Origin of the sequence: Lactobacillus sp. HMSC08B12, from assembly GCF_001808415.1 — a bacterium.
Lineage (GTDB): Bacteria > Bacillota > Bacilli > Lactobacillales > Lactobacillaceae > Lactobacillus > Lactobacillus delbrueckii.
In genome coordinates, this window is sequence record NZ_KV793128.1 from 1 (window position 1) to 19,402 (window position 19,402).

The 19,402-nt window shown below is 51.1% G+C and carries 24 protein-coding genes; 10 read left to right on the top strand and 14 right to left on the bottom strand.

What is annotated here, in order from left to right:
* Positions 1 to 295, top strand: a 295-nt coding sequence (locus HMPREF3168_RS10430) for a hypothetical protein (protein WP_210384541.1), incomplete at its 5' end; no start/stop codon positions are given.
* A 129-nt stretch (positions 296 to 424) separates the two neighbouring features.
* Here HMPREF3168_RS10430 and HMPREF3168_RS02750 read toward each other — a convergent pair.
* The 6 genes from HMPREF3168_RS02750 to HMPREF3168_RS02775 all read right to left on the bottom strand — a co-directional run bounded on the left by HMPREF3168_RS02750 (position 425) and on the right by HMPREF3168_RS02775 (position 4,663).
* Positions 425 to 763 carry a hypothetical protein gene (locus HMPREF3168_RS02750; RefSeq protein WP_016396793.1) on the bottom strand — a complete coding sequence of 113 codons (339 nt, stop codon included), beginning with the start codon at positions 761 to 763 and terminating at the stop codon, positions 425 to 427.
* A gap of 12 nt (positions 764 to 775) precedes the next feature.
* Complete coding sequence (locus HMPREF3168_RS10910; protein ID WP_130183590.1) at positions 776 to 1,108, bottom strand: EAL domain-containing protein; 333 nt, start codon at positions 1,106 to 1,108, stop codon at positions 776 to 778.
* Positions 1,050 to 1,520, bottom strand: coding sequence for an EAL domain-containing protein (locus tag HMPREF3168_RS10915; RefSeq protein ID WP_016396795.1), 471 nt, complete (start codon positions 1,518 to 1,520; stop codon positions 1,050 to 1,052). Before HMPREF3168_RS10915 ends, HMPREF3168_RS10910 begins: the two co-directional genes overlap by 59 nt.
* A gap of 165 nt (positions 1,521 to 1,685) precedes the next feature.
* Positions 1,686 to 2,621 carry a glycosyltransferase family 8 protein gene (locus HMPREF3168_RS02765; protein ID WP_016396796.1) on the bottom strand — a complete coding sequence of 312 codons (936 nt, stop codon included), beginning with the start codon at positions 2,619 to 2,621 and terminating at the stop codon, positions 1,686 to 1,688.
* 111 nt (positions 2,622 to 2,732) lie between these two features.
* Complete coding sequence (gene radA, locus HMPREF3168_RS02770; RefSeq protein ID WP_070488379.1) at positions 2,733 to 4,109, bottom strand: DNA repair protein RadA; 1,377 nt, start codon at positions 4,107 to 4,109, stop codon at positions 2,733 to 2,735.
* Positions 4,109 to 4,663: a dCTP deaminase/dUTPase family protein gene (locus tag HMPREF3168_RS02775; protein ID WP_070488381.1), complete on the bottom strand. Its 555-nt coding sequence runs from the start codon at positions 4,661 to 4,663 to the stop codon at positions 4,109 to 4,111. Before HMPREF3168_RS02775 ends, radA begins: the two co-directional genes overlap by 1 nt.
* A gap of 105 nt (positions 4,664 to 4,768) precedes the next feature.
* Here HMPREF3168_RS02775 and HMPREF3168_RS02780 point away from each other — a divergent pair, with 105 nt between their 5' ends.
* Both HMPREF3168_RS02780 and pepC read left to right on the top strand, forming a co-directional pair.
* Positions 4,769 to 5,056: a hypothetical protein gene (locus tag HMPREF3168_RS02780; RefSeq protein WP_003615858.1), complete on the top strand. Its 288-nt coding sequence runs from the start codon at positions 4,769 to 4,771 to the stop codon at positions 5,054 to 5,056.
* An 84-nt stretch (positions 5,057 to 5,140) separates the two neighbouring features.
* Positions 5,141 to 6,490 carry an aminopeptidase C gene (gene pepC, locus HMPREF3168_RS02785; protein ID WP_070488383.1) on the top strand — a complete coding sequence of 450 codons (1,350 nt, stop codon included), beginning with the start codon at positions 5,141 to 5,143 and terminating at the stop codon, positions 6,488 to 6,490.
* An 84-nt stretch (positions 6,491 to 6,574) separates the two neighbouring features.
* Here the strand turns inward: pepC and HMPREF3168_RS02790 are convergent, their stop codons facing one another.
* The 8 genes from HMPREF3168_RS02790 to HMPREF3168_RS02825 all read right to left on the bottom strand — a co-directional run bounded on the left by HMPREF3168_RS02790 (position 6,575) and on the right by HMPREF3168_RS02825 (position 12,911).
* The gene (locus HMPREF3168_RS02790; RefSeq protein ID WP_070488385.1) at positions 6,575 to 8,428 is read right to left on the bottom strand and encodes an FAD-dependent oxidoreductase; all 1,854 of its coding nucleotides are present in this window, start codon (positions 8,426 to 8,428) and stop codon (positions 6,575 to 6,577) included.
* A gap of 238 nt (positions 8,429 to 8,666) precedes the next feature.
* Entirely contained in the window at positions 8,667 to 9,602 is a 936-nt protein-coding gene (locus tag HMPREF3168_RS02795; protein WP_070488387.1) for an AAA family ATPase, read from the bottom strand.
* Positions 9,603 to 9,713: 111 nt separating this feature from the next.
* Positions 9,714 to 10,175: a 3-hydroxyacyl-ACP dehydratase FabZ gene (gene fabZ / locus HMPREF3168_RS02800; protein ID WP_070488389.1), complete on the bottom strand. Its 462-nt coding sequence runs from the start codon at positions 10,173 to 10,175 to the stop codon at positions 9,714 to 9,716.
* Between the two features lie 171 nt (positions 10,176 to 10,346).
* Positions 10,347 to 11,024, bottom strand: a complete 678-nt coding sequence (locus HMPREF3168_RS02805) for a 2,3-bisphosphoglycerate-dependent phosphoglycerate mutase (protein WP_003612534.1) — start codon at positions 11,022 to 11,024, stop codon at positions 10,347 to 10,349.
* 13 nt (positions 11,025 to 11,037) lie between these two features.
* On the bottom strand, positions 11,038 to 11,223 hold the full coding sequence (locus tag HMPREF3168_RS02810; protein WP_003612507.1) for a hypothetical protein: 186 nt from the start codon (positions 11,221 to 11,223) through the stop codon (positions 11,038 to 11,040).
* A 1-nt stretch (position 11,224) separates the two neighbouring features.
* On the bottom strand, positions 11,225 to 11,410 hold the full coding sequence (locus tag HMPREF3168_RS02815; RefSeq protein WP_003612506.1) for a hypothetical protein: 186 nt from the start codon (positions 11,408 to 11,410) through the stop codon (positions 11,225 to 11,227).
* Positions 11,411 to 11,430: 20 nt separating this feature from the next.
* Positions 11,431 to 12,111, bottom strand: a complete 681-nt coding sequence (locus HMPREF3168_RS02820) for a histidine phosphatase family protein (protein WP_050952789.1) — start codon at positions 12,109 to 12,111, stop codon at positions 11,431 to 11,433.
* Positions 12,112 to 12,170: 59 nt separating this feature from the next.
* A complete protein-coding gene (locus HMPREF3168_RS02825) occupies positions 12,171 to 12,911 on the bottom strand; it encodes a sulfite exporter TauE/SafE family protein (protein WP_003612520.1) in 741 nt (246 codons plus the stop codon).
* A 217-nt stretch (positions 12,912 to 13,128) separates the two neighbouring features.
* On the opposite strand from HMPREF3168_RS02825, the gene HMPREF3168_RS02830 reads away from it, so the two are divergent.
* From HMPREF3168_RS02830 to HMPREF3168_RS10590, 7 genes are all read left to right on the top strand, one after another.
* A complete protein-coding gene (locus HMPREF3168_RS02830) occupies positions 13,129 to 13,710 on the top strand; it encodes a DJ-1/PfpI family protein (protein ID WP_002879748.1) in 582 nt (193 codons plus the stop codon).
* Position 13,711: 1 nt separating this feature from the next.
* Positions 13,712 to 14,230 (top strand): GNAT family N-acetyltransferase, encoded by a 519-nt coding sequence (locus HMPREF3168_RS02835; protein WP_070488391.1) that lies wholly within the window; start codon positions 13,712 to 13,714, stop codon positions 14,228 to 14,230.
* A 60-nt stretch (positions 14,231 to 14,290) separates the two neighbouring features.
* A complete protein-coding gene (locus HMPREF3168_RS02840) occupies positions 14,291 to 15,349 on the top strand; it encodes a dipeptide epimerase (protein WP_070488393.1) in 1,059 nt (352 codons plus the stop codon).
* 1 nt (position 15,350) lies between these two features.
* Positions 15,351 to 16,091: a serine hydrolase gene (locus HMPREF3168_RS02845; protein ID WP_070488395.1), complete on the top strand. Its 741-nt coding sequence runs from the start codon at positions 15,351 to 15,353 to the stop codon at positions 16,089 to 16,091.
* Between the two features lie 82 nt (positions 16,092 to 16,173).
* On the top strand, positions 16,174 to 16,929 hold the full coding sequence (locus HMPREF3168_RS02850; RefSeq protein ID WP_003612513.1) for a MurR/RpiR family transcriptional regulator: 756 nt from the start codon (positions 16,174 to 16,176) through the stop codon (positions 16,927 to 16,929).
* A gap of 142 nt (positions 16,930 to 17,071) precedes the next feature.
* Entirely contained in the window at positions 17,072 to 18,484 is a 1,413-nt protein-coding gene (gene pepV, locus HMPREF3168_RS02855) for a dipeptidase PepV (RefSeq protein WP_070488397.1), read from the top strand.
* Positions 18,485 to 18,742: 258 nt separating this feature from the next.
* Positions 18,743 to 19,402, top strand: a 660-nt coding sequence (locus HMPREF3168_RS10590) for an amino acid permease (protein WP_246825672.1), incomplete at its 3' end; no start/stop codon positions are given.

Genomic DNA, 19,402 nt, shown 5'->3' on the forward strand with positions numbered 1-19,402 from the left:
CGCAACGTTTTATATCTTACTCGCTTGTTGGCTTCTTGTCAACAAGTTTTCGATATTTTTTTGCCTTCAATTGCCTTTCTTTACGAAAGCGCTTCTTGCTTGCATTGAAGACATTTACTACTTTACCTTGTTTTTTCTTTTTCGTCAACTTTTGCCTTTTAATTGTCTTTTCTGCCAAACGCCAGGAGGTGTTGTAAAGGTTGTTTCCTTTTTTGTTTTTCAAAATCCTCGCGCACTTTTGGAAAAATTGCTTTTTCGGAAAAATTGTTCGGATTTTATATCTTTTCTAGGTTAAATGCATAAAAAGTTTTTTGAATTTTTTTGTTTTTTCAACTTTTTTACGGGTTGAAAGTAAAAAAAGGAGCAGCCAAATGACTGCTTCTTGCTTATTTTAGGTATTGCACGGTGATCTCGCTGGCGTTGATCAAGAGCATCTGGCAATTTGCTGGGCACTAAGGCGGAGATATTGCTCGGTTTGCTTAAGGTCAAAGTAGCTTGCCTCACCCTGGTCAACCTTTTTAGCAAAGGCCTGCAGCCGCTTGGCAATTTCTGATTCCGGCTTGTTCCATTCATTAACGATCTGCTTAAAGACTGCCGGTGCCCGCTTGACTTCTTTCTGAAATTCTTCGTTGACATAAAGCAAGCGGAAATGGCTGCCATTGTCTAGGCAGGTCGGCTTGTCGCTGGCCAAGTCCACCAGGCCAACACACTGGTAGAACTTGCTCTGCTGCCAGTTCTCAATTTCGATCCCCTTTTCAGCCACCAGCTTGGCAAACTAACCGGTTGGCAAGGGCTTGCTGTAGTAAAAGCTCTGGATTCGCTCGCAGCCAATCGACTGCAAGAAGTCCAACTTCTGCTTAGTTTCAACCCCCTCAGCCAAAGTATGGATTCCCAGGTCCTTGGCCATCTTCACGCAGGCGGTTAAGATCTTCTTTGAAGCTTCGTCAAAGTCCTTCATGAAGATCATATCCAGCTTGATCTCATCGAATTCAAAATTCTTGAGATAGTTTAAGGAAGAATAGCCGCTACCAAAGTCGTCCATCCAGACTTCATAACCGGCCTGGCGGAAGTTGTGAATGGCCGCCGGCAACATCCTTAGATAAGGCACTTTCGGTGATTTCCACGCGGACTAGGGACCAGCGCAAGCCATTTTTCCGCATGGCCTGGTTTAATTCGGTCAAAGGATCCATCATCTGGAAGTCTGCCCGGGACAAGTTGATGGAAACTGGCACGAGCTTTTCTCCCTTGTCGATACGCCCGCGCAGGCCCTGGGTAACTTCTTGGATGACATAACGGTCAACCTTGTAGGACAAGTTCATCTCTTCAAAGAGGGGAATAAAGTCGTCCGGTGACAAGAATCCCTTGACCGGATCAATCCAGCGGATCAAGGCTTCCGCCCCGCAGAGGCGGCCGGTCAAGGTCCGGATGACTGGTTGGTAGTAAACCTGCAGGTAGTGCTTTTCAATAGCTTCATCCAGGTGGTCGATCAAGTACTGCTTTAATTCTTCCTTTTCCTGCATGGCCGAAGTGGACCCGCACCCGGAGCTGGCTGGCTAAAGGCAGGCGCTTTAATCGGGTGTGTAGGCGGATGATCTGCGCTCCCAGTCACCTGGTTCTGGATCATAAACATAGAACTTACTAAAAAAGCCTTCCAAAAACGAATTTTGGAAAGCTCTTCTTGTGAATTATAAAGTTACCTGCTCATTTTCCTTAACCCGGGCCCAGTTGTGGGGATCCTGCAGGGTCATGTCTAGCTCGCGGTCCAGCTTGTGGTATTCGGTGTCCCTTTCTTCATCGGTCGTCTTGGCCAGTTCTGCCTTCAGTTCATCCGCAAAGATGGTTTCTTCGGCGTTAGTCCAGAAGTAGTCTTCATACTGGATCCCGCTAAAGCGCCAAGGCTTAGAGAAGAGATTGTAGTGGATAAGGCCAGGATTTTCCAAGGCCGCGGTATTTTCGTTTGGCATGGCGTCCCAGCGGCCGTCCAGGTACTTGATCCGGCCGGAGCAGATTTCATTTAGGTAGTCCTGGTCCGGGGCGATGCAGTCAAAGTGGTAGCGGCCCAAGAGGCTGAAGAACTTGTCAACGAAGTTTTCCTCTCTGAAGGCCTTGGCGTTCATGACCAGCATCCCTGAATTGATGTATTCCTTCGGATCCAGAGCCAAGACTTCCTTGATATAGCGGAGAATCTTTTCCACGAACTGGATGGAAGTGTCGGTGCAGGCACCCAGGAGATTATTGCCTAAGTCATGGTCATAAAGCTTGGCGATGTCGTCATTTAAGACCGTGTCACTGTCGATGTAGACTACCTTGTCGTATTCCGGGAAGAGGTCCGGGATAAAGAGGCGGTAGAAAATGGACATGGCGAAGTCGCCCCGAAAGTAGTTCTCCTTCCGGTCCTGGATTGGCTTGAGGAGTTCGTCGGACATCTCGTAGAACTTAATGTGGACATTGTCTCTGTTATAAGCGGCCAGGGCCTTTTCATGGTCCCGGCTTAAGCCCTGGTGCAAAAAGGTTACCGTGTAGTCACGCTTTGGGTCAGCATGCTTGACTAAAGAGTGCAGTGAGACAGCCGCGTATGGGGTGAAGTCGTCAGTGATTGAATAAAATACTGGAACTGTCATTAATATTTTTCCTTTCCATCTATCCTCAATCAATATACTACATTGTAGTTCTTACCAGACATTTTAGCAAGAGAAAAGTGCAAATCGTATGAAATATTACATTCGTTTTCTCTATGAGAAAAGGTAGTGGAGGGCCTGGCGGACGCTGGAGACCGGGATTACCTCAATCCCCAAATCCTGCAAGGCCGGGCTCATATTGTATTTCGGGATAAAAATCCGCTTGAAGCCAACCTTGCCGGCTTCCTTGACTCGGGCCTGTATCTGGTTGACCCGGCGGACTTCCCCGGTCAGGCCGATTTCCCCGACAAAGCAGTCAGTCGCAGAGATTTCCTTGTCATAGTAACTGGAGGCAATGGCCATGGCGATGGCCAGGTCAATGGCCGGTTCGTTTAAGCGGATGCCGCCGGTCGCTGATAAATAGGCGTCCTGGTTCTGCAGCATTAGGTTCCCCCTTTTTTCCAAAACGGCTAAAAGCAGGGAGACCCGGTTGTAGTCCAGGCCCGAAGTAGTCCGCTTGGCATAGCCGAAGGCGGTTGGGGTGACCAGGGCCTGGATTTCGCCCAAGATCGGCCGGGTACCTTCTAAAGAAACGACCACGGCTGACCCAGTTGAGTCGGGCAGGCGTTCATCTAAGAAGACCGCGGAAGGATTGGTCACTTCTGCCAGGCCTTCGGTCTTCATTTCAAACATGCCGATTTCGTTGGCCGCCCCAAAACGGTTCTTGACTGAGTGCAGGATCCGGTAGGCATGGTGCTCGTCACCTTCAAAGTAAAGGACGGTGTCAACCATGTGCTCCAGGATTTTCGGCCCGGCGATGGACCCTTCCTTGGTCACGTGGCCAATGACAAAGACAGTGACTTGGTCCAGCTTGGCGATCTTCATCAGTTCCGCGGTAACTTCCCGGACCTGGGAAGCTGAGCCCACCATGGAGTCCAGGCTGGGTTCGTTCATGGTCTGGATGGAGTCGATCACGACAAAATCTGGCTTAACGTCATCGATCTGGTCGCGGATGTGTTCCATGTTGCTTTCCGGGTATAAAAGCATGGGACTTTGGCCCAGGCCTAAGCGGTCAGCCCGCAGCTTGATCTGGCTGGCAGATTCTTCCCCGGAGACGTAGAGGACCTTGTATTTTTCGGCCAGCTCGCTCATGATCTGCAGCATCAAAGTGGACTTGCCGATGCCGGGGTCCCCGCCGATCAAGACCAAAGAGCCTGGTACGATCCCGCCGCCTAAGACCCGGTTAAGTTCAGAGGACTTGGTTAAAACCCGCTCTTCTTTTTCCGCCTTGACGGTAGACATTTTAACGGCTTCTTTAGCACCCACGTTGGCCATCAAGCGGCTGGGAGTAGCTTTAGTAGAAGTCTGACGGACCTCCTGGCTTTCTTTTTCAAACTGGTTCCAGGCCCCGCAGTTCGGGCACCGGCCCAGGTAAGAAGCGGAGATGTAGCCGCAAGACCGGCACTTGTACTGGGTTCTAGCTCTGGCCATTACTTGCCGCCCTTCTTGCCGGTTGAGCCAAAGCCGCTTAAGCGCTGGCTTTCGATTGGCTGGTCGTCATCAGTTTTGAGGTACTTAATGAAGATACCCTGGGCGATCCGCTCACCCTTTTTGATCTTGAGGGGACGGACGCCGTAGTTCAAGACTTGGACGAAGATCTCCCCTTCATTGTTGGGGTTGTTGTAGTAGTCGCTGTCGATGACGCCGATCCCGTTTGGCAAGGACAGGTTGCGCTTGAATGTGTTGGAGGACCGGTTGGCCAGGATCAGGGCCTCGTCTTCTGGCATGTAGGCCTTGATGCCAGTTGGGACTAAGATCGGCTTTAAGACTTCTTCAGCCTGCAAAAAGTCGCTTTCGATCAAGTCATGGCCGTTTCTGATCAAGCGGAAGATCCTGACGAAGTTCAGGGTCCAGATGCTGGGGATGGTGATGTCGCGGGCAGCTTCGATGTCGTAGCCGGCGCTGGCCAAAGTCTGCCTGCGGGGCAGGGTCAAGCCTTGTCCTTCATACTTCTTAACTACTTCAAATCCTCTTACTCTGTTCATGTTTTTTTGCTCCTTTAATTATCTAGACATCTATTTTACACTAGTTAAGACAGCAAAGAAAAAGGTAGGGACCGCAAAATATTTGCCGCTTTGAAAGGAAAAGCTATGCCAGAAGAAAGAGAAAAAGTCATTGAAATCAAGGCTGACGGCCAGTTGGTTGCCAAAAGTCCCCTCCTCTTGATCGAGAGAAAGAGCGGGCCGGTTTGGGCCATGAACCAGCTTTTTATTGCGCCGGGGGCACCAGAAGGAACTTTGGACCAAGTGATGAAGCAAGTAGAAAAGCTTTGCCAGGAGACGGGCTTAAAAGTTTGGCCTTTAGACCCGCAAGTGATCGCTTATTGTCAAAAGCACGGGGAATTGACGAACATTTGGGCCGGGAAACCAACAAATTAAGCTACTTTGATAGACGGCCTTGCTTTTATGGGCTAAAATGGGCTTAGACAGTTTTTTTAAAAAAGAGAAACAGGAGGCAATAGGATGTCAAAAGAAATCAGCTTTGACACGATCGAAGACTTCACCAGCAACTTGAGCAAGCACCCAGCTTACGGGGTAGCTGCCAACGCTGCCCAAACCAACGGGATTTTCAAGGCCAGCCAAAGCACCCAAAGCAAGGTTGACCTGGACCCAACCTTCTCAGTGGAAATCGACACTGGTTCAGTTACCAACCAAAAGCAGTCAGGCCGCTGCTGGATGTTCAGTGCTTTGAACACCATGCGTCACTCAATCCAAAAGGAATTCAAGCTGAAGGGCTTTGAATTGTCACAGAGCTACACCTTCTTCTGGGACAAGTTTGAAAAGTCAAACTTCTTCTTTGAAAACGTGATCGGCTCAGCTGACAAGCCACTGGGCGACCGGAAGGTCTCCTTCCTCTTTGCCACTCCGCAATCAGACGGCGGGCAATGGGACATGCTCTGCGGCTTGATTGAAAAGTACGGGATCGTGCCGAAGAAGGTTTACCCGGAAACTGCTAACTCAGAAAACTCCCGTGCTTTGAATGACACTTTGAACACCATGCTCCGCAAGGGCGGTTTGGAACTGCGGGCTTTGGTCAACGAAGGCAAGAGCGCAGAAGAAGTAGAGGCGCACAAGGCTGAACTTTTGGACGCTATCTTCCGCATGCTGGCCACTTCACTTGGCCTGCCGCCAAAGAGCTTCAACTTTGAATACACTGACGATGACGGCAACTACCACATCGACAAGGACATCACCCCGCAAGACTTCTTCAAAAAGTACGTTGGCTGGGACCTGGAAAACTACATCTCAGTTATCAACGGGCCTACTGCTGACAAACCATACAACAAGGTCTTCTCAGTAGAATACCTGGGCAACGTGGTTGGCGGCCGGCAAGTCCGCCACCTCAACCTGGAACTGTCCAAGTTCAAGGAACTGATCATCAACCAATTGAAGCAAGGCGAAGTTGTTTGGTTTGGTTCAGACGTTTCCAAGGGCGGTGACCGGGAAGCCGGGCTTTTGGACACTAAGATCTACCAAAGAGACCAGCTTTTTGACTACGACTTCTCAATGAGCAAGGCTGACCGCCTGGACTCAGGCGAAAGCATGATGAACCACGCCATGGTTATCACTGCCGTTGACCTGGTTGACGACAAGCCAACTAAGTGGAAGATCGAAAACTCATGGGGTGACAAGCCAGGCTTCAAGGGCTACTTCGTCATGAGCGACGAATGGTTCGACCAATTCGTTTACCAGGCTGTTTTGAACAAGGCCTTCCTGCCAGAAGACGTTAAGAAGGCTTACGACGAAGGCAAGGAAAACCCAATCGAACTTCTGCCATGGGACCCAATGGGCGCTTTGGCTTTCGACTTCTAAGAGAATTGAATAGATATGAAAAACGAGTTGCATCGCGCAACTCGTTTTTTGGTATGTATGGGAAAGTATAATCAGTTAAAAAGCTTAGTGAGAAGCCCCGCTGACCGTGTCAACCGCAAGTTCACTCTTGGCACTGTCTGCCGCGATCCGGCCAAAAGTAAAGACGTCAGCTAAGGCGTTGCCGCCCAGGCGGTTGCCCGCGTGAACCCCACCGGCATTTTCACCAGCACAGTAAAGGCCCGCGATCTTTTCCCCTGCTTCATTTAAGATATGGGCAGCCGCGTCAATCTTCAAGCCACCCATAGTGTGGTGCATGGCTGGCTGGCGCGGAGTAGCGTAAAATGGGCCATTTTCAACCCGGTGGTCAAAGACGCTCTTGTGGAATTCCGGGTCATCCCCCTGGTCAACGTATTGGTTGTACTTCTTGATGCTTGCCAGTAAGTGGTCTGGGTCAACCTTGATCTGCTCTGCCAACTCTTCCAGAGTGTCAGCCTTGTAGAGCTGGCCGCTGGCGATTTCCTGCTTGATCTTGTTTTCGTCAGTGTTGTAGGCAGAATTCTTGATCGTTTCATCAGCAATCAAGTAGAAGAGGCCGCCATTAGCGATCGCTGCCTTGGCCAAGGTGTCCCGGCCGGCATATTCGTTGACGAAACGATCACCCTTTTGGTTGACCATGACAAAGTCAGCTGGCGGAACTTGCAGGCCAGTATTGTATTCACCGGTCTTCGGATCAGCAACTGGCATCATCTGGGTAAAGCCCATGCCGACTAAGGTAGCCCCTGCTTGAAGGCCCAAGTTGATCCCGTCACCAGTAATGTATGGGGCGTTGGTCGTCTTCATGTTGTCTGGAATATCATCCCAGTAAGTGTTGTACTTTTGCAACATCTTGGTGTTGGCGCTGTAGCCGCCCGCCGTCAAAATTACAGCCTTGGCATGTACAGTCAGCTTCTCAGTCTTCACGCCCACTACCCGGCCATCTTCAAGCAAAAGATCCGTTACTTTTGCATCGGTAAAAGTCTGGCCGCCATGTTCATCATAGTACTTCTTCAAAGCCTTAATATAGCCAAAGCCATCGCTTTCTACCGGCTTGTGGGCCCGGCGCCAAAGGGCACCAACCGGCATGGTTACGGCTGACATATTGAAGTCAACGCCAACCGAAGCCAGCCACTTAACAGATTCCAGGGCATGGTCAGTCAAAGTCTTGGCCAAAGAGTAGTCGCTGTAGATTTCATTGCCCTTCAGGTCAACCCGCTTGCCGCCCAGGTAAGTTTGCAGGCGGTGGAAGAGAACGGAGTCAAAGAGATAGTCTTTCCCGCTGCCCAGGTAGTCCTTGATCTGCTTTTGCATTTCCTTGAAGTCTTCCCGGTATTCCGGCGCGATTTCGTCTTCCTTGACTTCCATCATTTGCTCCAGGGTGACGTTTTCCCCTGGCAAGGCTGGAAACTTGTTTTGCCATTCCGGGTCAGCCGCGTTCAAAAAGCCGCCTGACCGCATAGTGTTGCCGCCAACAGTTGGCGCCTTTTCAAGCAGGGCGACCTTTAGGCCATTTTGCAAAGAGCGGACAGCAGCGGTAAATCCGGCCCCGCCGGCACCAACAACCGCCACGTCAACCGTGACTTCCCCGCTTTCGCTTTCTGCTTCTTGGTACTTTGGCCGCTGCTTGAATTCTTCAGCATCTCCGCCAGCCATTTCAATCGCCTGGCCGACCCCGTCCAGGATCCCCCGGCTAGTCAGGGAAGCCCCGGAGACGACGTCAACATTTAAAGTTTGTCCCTTAACAATTGCTTCTGGGATCCGCTTTAAAGCCGCGTCTGAGATGCCAGCCGTTTCCCCTTCAGCAACCTTGACGTCTTCGATCCGGTCCCCGTCAACCGTCACTGTCAGCATAAACTTGCCATTGTGCCCTTGAGCGTCAACCGTGTATTTTCCAGCCTTCATTTTCTCGCTTCTTTCTATTGCTTTTTTATAATCTTTTTCTCAACCGTGATCGTAGCACTTAAAAAAAGCGCTTGCAACGGTAAATTGTGATTTTTTTAATTAGTTAAAAAGGAAGCTGTCTTTTCATGATTTTTGAAAGCCGCATCCCCCACGGGCAAGTCCCCTTGACCTGGCAGTAATTTTACACATGAAAAAAGCTTTTCCCCGCAATCCTGAGGAAAAGCTTTTTCTCTGTCTTTTACCAAATGTGCAAAAGTCTGGTCCGGTCCAGATTGCTCAAATTAAACTGGTGAACGTGTGATTTATCGTTTTTCGGAAATTCTCTGATAAAGTCAGCCACGTTGTAAAGGCCGGTCGTGTAAGACCAGGTCCCCTTGACCTTCTTGACCGGGTCCAGCATCTCGTTTCTGATCGGGTAAGCCGAAATCAAAAAGTGCTTGTGGTGGAACTTAAAGGCAAAGAATGGCAGACGAAACTCGTCGACCACCTCTTCCTTGGTCTTGCCGATCGTCACCACATTCCGGTAAGTCCCGTACTTTTCACTGAACTTGTCGTTGAAAGAGAAGTAGAAGTTGGAAATGTGCACATGTGGAAAATCTTCTTCCGCCACCTCATCAGGTATGGCAATCACATGTGAATAATGGTCCAGATTGTTCTCTCTCTGCTGCAGGGCCTGCTCCATCTGGTTGGGCTTGATCCCCTTAACCCACTTGGGCAGCTCCGGGTGCGCCTTGTAAGAATTGTACATCATCGTGATGACTTCCGGCTTCACCCAGTCGTATTGCGTCCGGATCTGGTTTCTCTTCAACAAACCTTCCAGGGTCTGGTTCTGCATCAAATCAACCACATAGCACTCGTAATGGTACTTCTCGCACCACTTCTTGTAGTGATCGATCTCGCTGGCGACAATGTGGGTCCCGTCCACGATGACGGTTTCCCCATAGGACATCTTGTGCTCAACCAAGTTGTCCTTCATCCGCTTGGTCTGTTCCGTGACATGCCGCGGAATAACCTGGTGCAGAACGTCAGTCTTCTGGTCATAGTAAACGGTCAGGTTCGCCAAAAGCAGGCGGATCGCATCCCCGCTGATCGCGTACGGCAATAAGTGGTGCCGGGCGATAAATGAAGACTTGCCAGAGCCGGGCGCGCCTCTCAAAAGAAATAATTTGCGCATATTTAGCTCCATTTTAAAAAATCTATTTTGAATATATCAGAATAGATTTTACCATAGATTGCCCCCGACATTTAGCAATCTGGCAAAAGTCGCCATAAATTTTTGCTTTTTCTAATTTTTCGCCTGCATGTCCTTGCCGTCCCGGTCACCCACGATAAAGACCAGTTCCGTCTGGCAGACCAGGTCCCCGTTCACTTTAGCCACTGCCGCCACGCTCCCCGTCTTAGCCCGGACCTTGAGCATCTTCACTTCCATTTCCAAAACATCCCCCGGCCGGACCATCCTTCTGAACTTGGCCTGGTGGATCGCCCCAAGATAAGCAGTCTTCTTGTAAAAGGCCGGTGACTTCAAGATCAAAATCGAGGCCGCCTGGGCCAAAGTTTCAATGATCAAGACCCCGGGCATCACCGGATTTCCCGGGAAATGCCCCTGGAAAAAGGGCTCGTTGATCGTCACGTTCTTCACGGCCTTGATCCTTTTGTCGGCTTCCAGTTCCTCCACCCGGTCGATATAGCAGATCGGGTAGCGGTTGGGAATCAAATTCATCACTTCTTGGGCTGTCATTACTGGCATCTTATCACACTTTCCGTTTATAAAATCTCTTCACAAGTTTTCTAATAACTTGTGACTAAGTGTAACACTCCCAAAAGCGATGTCAAGTTTTTCAATAACCGCTGATTTTTTCCGAGTAAAAAAGAAGAAAAAAAGGCAAAATAAAAAACAGGCCTCAGCCTGTTTTTGTAATCAGTTGGTGATCATCTTATCCACAATGTTCAGCTCCTGGTCAAAGTCATAGACAATGGCCTGGGCGTTAGGCACCTCCAGCTTGAGGATATCCACATTGTTGATGTCTTCTAAATATTTGATCAGCGCACGCAGGCTGGAGCCATGGGCCACGATCAGCTGGTCTTCCCCAGCCACTAAGCGGCTGGCCACCTCGTCTTCATAGTAAGGCAACAGGCGGAGCTGGCTCTGGTGCAGGCTCTCCGCTCTTGGCAAAAGCTGAGGGTCCACTCCCCAATAGCGGCGGTCGATAGTTGGTGACCCTTGCGCTGGCGGAACCGCGTCAAAGCCCCGCCGCCACTCTAAAACCTGCTCTTTACCGAAAATCTTCCTGGACACGTCCTTGTCCAGGCCCCGCAGGGCCCCGTAGTGGCGTTCATTCAGCCGCCAGGTCTTTGCAACCGGCAGGTATAAAAAGCCCGCGGCTTCGGCCGCGATGTTCGCCGTCTCAATTGCCCTCGACAAAAGGGAGGTGTGAATCATAGTCGGGTGAAAGTCCCCGACTTCTTTTAATTTCTCCCCTGCTGCCCAGGCCTGCCGCCGGCCCTTATCCGTTAAGGGGACGTCATTCCAGCCTGTATATACGTTTGCCGCATTGGCCTGGCTTTCCCCATGCCTCAGCAGTGCCAACTTTGCCATAATTTTTTGCCTTCTAGAGCCAAAAAGCCCAGATTCCAGTAATGATGAAGAGGATGCCTAAGAGGACAAAAGCCTTGCCCCCCAGCCCCTTCTGCTTGACGCCCTGCTTCTGCCGGCGCAGGCGCGTGATGCCGGTAATTAAATCCCAAATGCCGAAAAGCGAGATGGCATAAGGAACCCACCAGGAATGAACGTTCATATTAGCCCCACAACTTTACCGCGTAATAAATGGCCACGGCCAGGATGCCGGCCCCGGTCAGGTAGTAGGACTTGGCTGGCAGGCTGTCCTTCTTCCCCATCCGCTGGATGTTATAGCCCCGGGCAAATTCCCACAGGCCCACGATCACCAGCAAAACGAGCGTAAAAGTGTGCGTATCCCACTTCATCTTCTAGTCTGTCTCCTTGTTCATAAATCTTCAGCCTTGCAGTTGTAGTCGACAATTTCAAAATTGCCTTCTTCGTCCAAAATCCCCCGGCTGACGCTGCCGTTGTCCGGGAAGGTGATGTCATGCAGGCCGTCGCTTTCCTTCCAGTACTTGATCCCCAGGGTCTTGATAAAGTCCCCGTGGGAAACCAGCAAGACCCGGCCTTCGCCGCTGGTCTCTTTTCTCAAGACCTTGATGGCCCGACACATTCTGGTTTCCAGTTCTTCCGTGCTTTCGGCCAAATGGAGGGGGTCAGCCTTTTTAGTGACTTCCCGGAACTTGTAGATGCCGATGGTATCGATAATCTTCTTTACGTCAGTGGTTGCTGGAATACCCGCGGCTTTAGAAACACCGAGCCAGATATCATCGATGCTGCCGCCTTCAAAAGAACCGTAAAAAACTTCTCTGAATTCCGGCAGCTTTTTGATCTTGCCAATGTTAGACACCTGGTTGACGTCCTTCATCAAGTGGACGGTGTCAATCGCCCGCTTCAAGTCTGACGAGTACATGTTGTCAAAATGAATTTGAGAGAGGGCGTCAGCCGTCTTCTTTAAATCGTCAATTCCTTTGATGGTCAAGGGGGTATCGCACCAACCCTGTACCTTGTTCAGGCGGTTAAAAAGCGTTTCCCCATGTCTGACCAGATAAACTTCAGTTTTCATGCCCGTCCTCCTTAAATCAATCAATAACTATTCTAACTTACTTTGCCTGGCTTGGGTAGTTAACCCCAGGCCCGCCAGCCCAGGTAAATGGCCAAAAGGACCGAGAAGCAAGCCGTGATCCATCTGACCCAGGCAGGCTTTAGATATTTAATCATTTTTTGCCCGAAATAGCCACCAATAAAGAGGCCAATCGCCAAAGGAAAAGCTACTGGCCAGTTGACCCCGCCCTTAAAGGCAAATAGCGCCAGAGCCACCAGGTTGGCTAAAGAACCGATCACACTCTTAATGGCGTTGATGACGACAAAAGAAGAGTCACTTAAAGCCGTCAAAAAGATCAAGGTCAAAACGCCCGACGCCGCCCCAAAGTAGCCGGCATAGATCCCGGCCACGAACAAGCCAAAATAAGCCCCGATTCTTCCCAGCTTGGTCGCCTGCTTTGGATGCTTTTGCCGGCCGCTGTAGAGGAGCAGGCCAGCTGAAAAAAGGACAAAAAAGGGCACTAATTTTTGAAAGATTTTTCCCGGGAACTGGACTAAAAGCCAGCCCCCAATTAAGGCCCCGGTCAATTGGAAGAAGGCATAGCGCCAAAGCTCCCCCCAGTGCCCCCGCATCTCCTTTAAGCAGGAGGACAAGGAGCCAAAGCCGGTCGTCACCAGGGCCGCCGTATTGGTCATATTGGCGCTGACCGGGCTGAGGCCGAAGAGGAGCAGGCCCGGGTAAGAGACAAGCGACGCCATGCTGGCCACCGCCGCCACGATACCGGCCAGGACGCCTAAGATAATGAGGTAAATGAACTGCATTGTTTGCTCTTTTCTTTTTTTCACTGATTTGCTTATTTTTCCAAAGGAAAAAGCCGTATCCATTTTAAACGATCACAGCCGGCAATTGCAAATTGCTGAAAATAGCCCGCTTTCAGCGACAAGCTGACCGCAATTTTGTACAATAGGAGGTAGCAAATCATTAGCAAAAAATTAAAAGCACGAGCAAGTGATTTTTAGAAAAAAGGAGAAGAAAACTATGCCAACTGCAGCAATTGTTTTTTCAGATGGATGTGAAGAAATCGAAGGCTTAAGCCAGGTCGACGTCCTGCGCCGGCTGGGCATCCCTTGCGATATGGTGGCTCTGGACAACTTGACCATCACTGGCGGACACGACATCCGCTTTACCTGCGACAAGTTAGTGGACGAATCACTACTTGACTACGACTTGGTCGCCTTCCCGGGCGGGGCCCCGAACGCCAAGCACCTAAGAGCAAGCGAGAAGCTGGCCGGGCTGATGAAGCAGCGCTTCGCGGCCGGCAAGTGGAACGCCGCCATGTGCGCCTCCCCGATCGCCTTGTCTAAGTACGGCTTCTTAAAAGAAGCCAAGTGGACCAGCCACCCGGACTTTAAAGAACAAGTTGCCAGTGAAAACCCGGCCAGCACCTACGTCGACACCCCAGCTGTCATTGACGAGGACCACAAGCTGGTCACCAGCCGGGGGCCGGCCACTTCCTGGGCTTTTGCCTATGCCCTGGCCCAAGTTTTAGGCGTGGACACCAGCCAGCTGGAAGACGCCATGCAATACAGCTACTTAAGAGACCACATCAACGAGGCTTAAGATGACTGAAGAAACCTTAGTCAGAAAGGCAGAAAGCCGGGACCTAGAGGACATTGTCGCCATCATCAAAGACGCCAAGGCCCTTTTGAAGGCGCAAAACTCCAGCCAGTGGCAAGAAGGCTACCCTGACCGGGCCAGCATTGAAGAAGACCTGGACAACCGCCAGGGCTGGGTTTTACTTAAAGATGGGCAAGTCGCCGCATATATGGCCGCGACCGACTTTGACCCCAACTATGAAGTCCCGATTTGGGCGGGAAGTTCTCCCTACTGGGCTCTGCACCGCTTCGCCATTAAGAAGGATTTCCGCGGACAGGGGCTCAGCCAGCTTTTGCTGAAAAAAGTAATTGCTTTTGGCCAAGAAAATGGAATTAAGAGCTTCCGCCTGGATACGGGCAAGCAGAACCAGGCCGTCCAGCACCTGGCTGACAAATTGGGCTTTGTCTACCGGGGCATCATTACGGTGACCAGCGACTCGGTCGATCCGGAGCGGCGGGCCTATGAACTGCTTTTTGACAAGTAGGAAAAATATAAAGAGAAAAAAGAAAAATAAAGAAACAGGAAAATAAACAAGGAGGAAAAAATGGCTGAACAATTGGCAATTGCAGACCTGCAGGTCGACATTAAGCAGATTCCCTTAAAGCAGCCCTTCGTCACGGCCCTGCACCGGGTTGACGCCGTCAACGCCGTCCGGGTGACGGTCCGACTGGCTAACGGAGTAACGGGTGTCGGTACCTGCACCCCTAATGAAAAAGTGACCGGGGACAGCTTGTCCAGCGCCCGGGCCGTTATTGAAGAAACGATCAAGCCTCTCGTCTTGGGCAAGAACCTGACCGACTGGAAGGAACTTTTAAACACGGTCAAGACTTCCATCGTCCACAATGCCCCGGCCAAGGCCGCGGTCGAAATCGCCCTCTACAATACCCGGGCCAACCTTTTTGGCCTCACCCTCTCCCAACTCTTAGGCGGCAAGGGCGGCAGCGTGGAGACCGACTACACCATCAGCATCGGCAAGGCTGAGCAAATGATCGCTAATGCCCAGAAGATGGTCGATCAGGGCTTCAAGACCCTTAAACTGAAATTGGGGGCTAGCCATTTAAAGCGGGACATCAAGCTGGTCGAAGACCTGGCCTACGCGGCTGGTCCTATGGTTCACCTGCGCTTAGACATGAACCAGGCCTGGGATGTCCGGCAGACCATGCAGGCGGCAGAATACTGGCACAAGCAGGGCCTTTTGATCGACTTTATCGAGCAGCCGGTCCCGGCCTGGGACCTGGATTCCATGGCTTACTTGACCCGCCACTCCCCTTACCCGATCATGGCGGATGAATCCGTGGAAAGCTACGAGGATGCCCAAAGAGTTTTGGCCAAAAATGCCTGCGACTACATCAACATAAAGCTGATGAAGACGGGCGGCTTGTCTGAAGCCCAGAAAATCAACGACTTAGCCGAAAGCCGGGGGGTACCAACCATGGTCGGCAGCATGATTGAGTCAATTGAGTCTTTGGCGGCAGCCTGCGCCTTCTACCGGGCCAACCCGAATACGATTTTTGCCGACCTGGACGCCATCTTCATGGTTGACCAGGACCCGGATTTGAATAGTTACGCCGAATGCTTCGGCGATAATATCGTGGTGAGATAAAATGCTGGATTTTAAGAAGATTGCTGACATCCTGGCCCCCCTGCCGGGGAAAACCGCCCTTTTGATCAAAGACAAGACCGGCGTCCTCTACGCCAGCCCCTTAGCCGGGGAAGAATTCAAGTCAGCCAGCCTGATCAAGCTGGCCGTGGCCTGCTACTACCAGGCCCACCCGCAGGACTTAAGCCAGATGGTCCATGTCCCGGAAGACAAGATCGTTGAGGGCGGGATGCTTTGCCACCTGGACCAAAGGGACTGGATGCTGCGGGACATTCTGGACTTGATGCTGTCGGACTCGGACAACACGGCCACCAACTTTTTGATCGATTTTATCGGCTTTGCCAAGATGGCCGCCTGGTTTGAAGCAGAATTTGCCCATCTTCACCTGGGCCGGTACTTGATGGAAGTGACTGACCGGGAAAACTACCTTTCCGCTGAAACTGCCCTGAAGCTCTTAGAGCGGCTCTTAGCTGACCCGTCTCCTTTTGGCCAGGTCTGCCAGAAGGCCCTCTTTTACCAGGAGTCCGTTAACAAGCTCCTCCAGGACCTGCCCGAGGGCTGCTCTTACAGCAAGACCGGGGAACTGGAAGACACGGAGCATGACGCGGCCCGGATTTTTGCCGGAGACAGTTACTATGACATCTGCTTCATGAGCCATTACACGGGCCTGGAAGAGCGCGAGCAGATCCTTTTGGCCCAGAACGCGGTCGGGAAACTGGCCTACCAGGACTTGACCGGGAAATAAGGTATATTCTTTTTGGACGGCTAGCCATTTTTATCACTATTGTGATAAAATTAAAGCAAATTTATCAAAAGTAGGGACATAAATGGACATTACCAATTTTTTCACGGTTGAGACTTCTGAGCTCTCCAAATCTGACCGGAAAATCATGAAGAGAATGACCTCCGACTTGACCAATGTTGAGTCGCTGACCATCAACCACCTGGCTGAAGAAGCGGGAACTTCCCTGGCTTCCGTTCAGCGCTTTTGCCAGAAGATGGGCTATTCCGGCTTTAAAGAATTCAAGTTCCAGCTGCTGACCTACATCAAGAAGCAAGAGAGCCAGGAGGCGGCGGTTTCAAGCAGCGAATACCTGGATGACTACCATGACGCTATCAACCGGGTCTGGACAGCAAATGAAAAGGACGCGGAAGAATTGGCGGAAGTCCTGGCGACCAGCTCGACCAACTTTATTTTCGGGATCTACTATTCTGAACTGCCGGCCAGGCTGCTCAGCATGGGGATGCGGGATCTGGGCAAGTCGACCTACTTTGGGGACAACCTGGCAGCTGGCGAGCACCTCTTCCCGCTAAGCGATGAGAACTCCACAGCGGTCTTTTATTCAGTTTCAGGGATCTCCAAACTTTTTGGCTCATCGCCCTTGCCCAAGTCGATTTCCCACTTCAAGCACAGCTACCTGGTCACCATGAACCCGGACACGCCTTTGAAGAAGTACTTTAAGAAGGTCATCGTCTTGCCGGGCAAGAACCTGGCCCAGGGCTTGCCGGTCGACCCCCAGTCGATCCCAGTGGTCTTTACTGAAAGAGTGATTGATATCGCGGCAACTAAATACCGCCGCTAAAGCTGCTGGAAGGCGGCTTTTTTGCTTGGCGTCTTGTTTGCCAGGGCTGGCGAAGATTGATAGAATTTTATTTAGCTGGTTACTTTTTGTAACTAATTTCAAAAAAACAGCAGGCAGAAAAAATAAACATTAGGAGAAAAAGATGGACTTAAACTTTAAAGAACTGGCGGAAGCCAAGAAAGACGCAATCTTAAAGGACTTGAGCGAATTGATCGCCATTGACTCTTCCGAAGACCTGGAAAACGCCACTGAAGAATACCCAGTTGGCAAGGGCCCGGTCGACGCCATGACCAAGTTCCTCAGCTTTGCCAAGCGGGACGGCTTTGACACGGAAAACTTCGCCAACTACGCCGGCCGGGTCAACTTCGGTGAAGGTGACAAGCGCCTGGGCATCATCGGCCACATGGACGTAGTGCCAGCTGGTGAAGGCTGGACCCGGGATCCCTTCAAGATGGAAATCGACGAAGAAGGCCGGATCTACGGCCGGGGCAGCGCCGACGACAAGGGGCCAAGCTTAGCTGCCTACTACGGGATGCTTTTGCTCAAGGAAGCTGGCTTTAAGCCAAAGAAGAAGATCGACTTCGTCTTAGGGACCAACGAAGAAACCAACTGGGTCGGGATCGACTACTACTTGAAGCACGAACCGACCCCAGACATCGTCTTCTCACCAGACGCTGAATACCCGATCATCAATGGTGAACAAGGGATCTTCACCCTGGAATTCAGCTTCAAGAACGATGATACTAAGGGCGACTATGTTTTAGACAAGTTCAAGGCCGGGATTGCCACTAACGTGACTCCGCAGGTTACCCGGGCTACTATTTCCGGACCTGACCTGGAAGCTGTTAAATTGGCTTACGAAAGCTTTTTGGCAGACAAGGAATTGGACGGATCATTTGAAATTAATGACGAAAGCGCCGATATCGTCTTGATCGGCCAAGGGGCCCACGCTTCAGCTCCGCAAGTCGGCAAGAACTCAGCAACCTTCCTGGCCCTCTTCCTGGACCAATACGCTTTTGCCGGCCGGGACAAGAACTTCCTCCACTTCCTGGCTGAAGTAGAACACGAAGACTTCTATGGCAAGAAGCTGGGCATCTTCCACCACGATGATCTGATGGGCGATCTGGCCAGCAGCCCGTCCATGTTCGACTACGAACACGCCGGCAAGGCCAGCCTCTTGAACAATGTCCGCTACCCGCAAGGGACTGACCCGGACACCATGATCAGGCAGGTTATGGACAAGTTCAGCGGCATCCTGGATGTCACTTACAACGGCTTTGAAGAACCGCACTACGTGCCAGGCAGCGACCCAATGGTGCAGACTTTGCTCAAGGTTTACGAAAAGCAGACCGGCAAGCCGGGCCACGAAGTCGTAATCGGCGGCGGGACTTACGGCCGCCTCTTTGAACGCGGGGTTGCCTTCGGGGCCCAGCCGGAAAACGGCCCAATGGTTATGCACGCCGCCAACGAATTCATGATGCTGGACGACTTGATCCTGTCCATCGCTATCTACGCTGAAGCCATCTACGAATTGACCAAGGACGAAGAGCTGTAAGAAAAATCTGAAAAAGTAATTACTCAGGGTGACTTAATTTTCTTTAGTCTAACCCGGCCAAAACAAAACAGTTTTAGCTTTAGCAGGTTGTCAAATTAATTTTATTTTGACAGCCTGCTTTTTTGACCTTTCTTAAAGGATTTTATCTTTACAAAAAAGACTGAATCCTATATTATACAACCATAAATTCTTATTTTATTTTAATTTTAATTTTACTTTTATTTTTTTCTAGTTGCTTTAGTAGGAAGGACTTGTTTTATGGAAGACCGCAGCATTGAAAACACGGACGGGACTATCCGCTCCTTGTCCAACCGGCACGTGCAGATGATTGCCATTGGCGGCACGATCGGTACTGGCCTCTTCTTGGGGGCCGGGACCACGATTTCTGCCACTGGTCCCTCAGTTGTTTTTATCTACGCCATCATGGGCCTCTTTTTCTTCTTCCTCTTGCGGGCCTTAGGAGAGATGTTCTATTTTGACTCCAACAGCCACACCTTCGTCTCCTTCATCACCAGATACCTGGGTGAGGCGGCTGGCCGCTTTGCCGGCTGGACCTACTGGATCGGCATCCTCTTTGCCTGCATGGCGGAGCTGACGGCCGTTTCAACCTATGTCCAGTACTGGCTGCCCGGCCTGCCCGCCTGGCTGATTGAAGTTAGCGTCCTAGGCCTCTTGACCCTGCTCAACTTGACGGCGGCCAAGCTTTTTGGCGAAACTGAATTCTGGTTTGCCATGATCAAGATCATCGCCATCATCTCCTTGGTCGTAACCGGGATCATCATGGTTGCCGCGAATGCTAAAACTCCGGTTGGCCACGCCAGCCTCAGCAACTTCACCGGCAGCTTCTCCCTTTTGCCCAAAGGCAAGTACGCCTTCTTCACCGCTTTTCCGATGGTCTTCTTCTCCTTTGCCGGGATT